This is a genomic window from Fusobacterium varium, from assembly GCA_021531615.1.
In the GTDB taxonomy this organism is placed as follows: Bacteria; Fusobacteriota; Fusobacteriia; order Fusobacteriales; family Fusobacteriaceae; genus Fusobacterium_A; species Fusobacterium_A varium_C.
In genome coordinates, this window is record JADYUE010000079.1 from 1 (window position 1) to 1,593 (window position 1,593).

General features: G+C 29.4%; 2 protein-coding genes. Both read right to left on the reverse strand.

Features of this window, described 5'->3' with window-relative positions:
* Nucleotides 1-89 precede the first annotated feature (89 nt).
* Nucleotides 90-941, reverse strand: a complete 852-nt coding sequence (locus I6E31_12390; GenBank protein ID MCF2640757.1) for a sugar phosphate isomerase/epimerase — start codon at nt 939-941, stop codon at nt 90-92.
* A partial coding sequence (kduD, locus tag I6E31_12395; protein MCF2640758.1) for a 2-dehydro-3-deoxy-D-gluconate 5-dehydrogenase KduD occupies nt 926-1,593 on the reverse strand: 668 nt, incomplete at its 5' end. The genes I6E31_12390 and kduD, both read right to left, overlap by 16 nt.

Genomic DNA, 1,593 nt, shown 5'->3' on the forward strand with positions numbered 1-1,593 from the left:
GCTCTACTTCCTATTCCAAAATAGCTTGTTTCATTTAAAATATATCTTGCCATATTTTCCCTCCAAATGTAAATATATTTTTAATTGCTCTATAATGTATTTAAAATATTTTCTACATACTTTTTAGAGAATTCTAAATCTTCTTTAGGAACTTCATCTAATATTCCATTGATATTATATTTTTTCATTTTACTTAGTAATAATTTATAGTTTAATATTCCTTTTCCTGGAGAAACTCTTATCAATTTTCTATCTTTTACTAAAAAATCTTTAAAATGAACTGTTACTATATTATCTTTAAAAATTTCAAACATATTTTCAATTAATTCATCTTGTTGTTGATAGTTTTCTATTCCAATAAGATTAACTGGATCAAAAATTATTTTAAAATTTTTAGAATTTAAATCATTAAATAACTTTTTAACTACTTCTATATTCCAAATAGTTAAAGTATATACTGGTTCTAATCCCATATTTGTTCCATTTTTTTCTGCAACTTTAGAAAACTTTTTAAAGCTATCTAAAACTATATCATAACTTTCTTTAGAATGATTTCTTTCATTAAATGAAAAATCTATATTATATGAACCAGGTTCTGTCCCTACTACCTCTCCATTGAAAATTTTTAAAATCTCCAACATCTTCTCATATCTTTCTTCCCCAAGAATTCTATCTTTTAAATCTGGAGAGATCATATTATAATATGCTCCTAGTACTGTTACTTTTATAGATTCTTCCTTCAATCTTTTTGCTATCATTTCCAATTGATCTGTTGAAACATTTGTTAAATATGGATCTATATCACTAAAACTTTTCCATAATACTAATTGAATATGAGTAAAACCATACCTTTTTATCTCTTGAATAAACTCTTCTAATCTAGCAATTGTAAATTCTCCTAGATCATGAGCCCTTACTCCTATCATTATCTTACTAACCATCCTCCATCTACTGCTAGAATATGTCCATTTACATAGTCTGATGCTTTACTTGCTAAGAATACTACTGCTCCCATTAAATCAAATGGATCTGCCCATCTTTCTGCTGGTATTCTTGATAAGATTTCTGCATTTCTTTTTTCATCTGCTCTTATTGGAGCTGTGTTTGCTGTTTTGATATATCCTGGTGCTATTGCATTGATTTGGATATTTTTGCAAGCTAGTTCATTTGCAAATGCTTTTGTTATTCCTGCTACTGCATGTTTACTTGCTGTGTAAGGTGGAACGAATTTTCCTCCTTGGAATGATAGCATTGATGCGATGTTTATGATTTTTCCTGATCCTTGGTTTACCATTATTTTAGCTGCTTCTTGGCTTAGGTGGTAAACTGAATCGATGTTGATTGCCATCACTGCATCCCAGTCAGAATCTTTGTACTCTAATAGTGGAGCTCTTCTGATTGTTCCTGCATTGTTTACTAATATATCTATTTTTCCATATACTTTAACACACTCTTCAACTGTTGCTGTTACTTGTGCTCTATCTGTTAAGTCAGCTTGGAAGAAATGAACTTTTCTCCCTTGTTTCTCTACTAATTCTCTAGTTTCATCCCATGCTGTATCATAAGTTACTACAAATAAGTCTGCTCCTGCTT

What these genes read in the sequence shown, in the direction of transcription:
- I6E31_12390 (MCF2640757.1), bottom strand. Translation starts at nt 941, where the DNA reads ATGGTTAGTAAGATAATGATAGGAGTAAGGGCTCATGATCTAGGAGAA.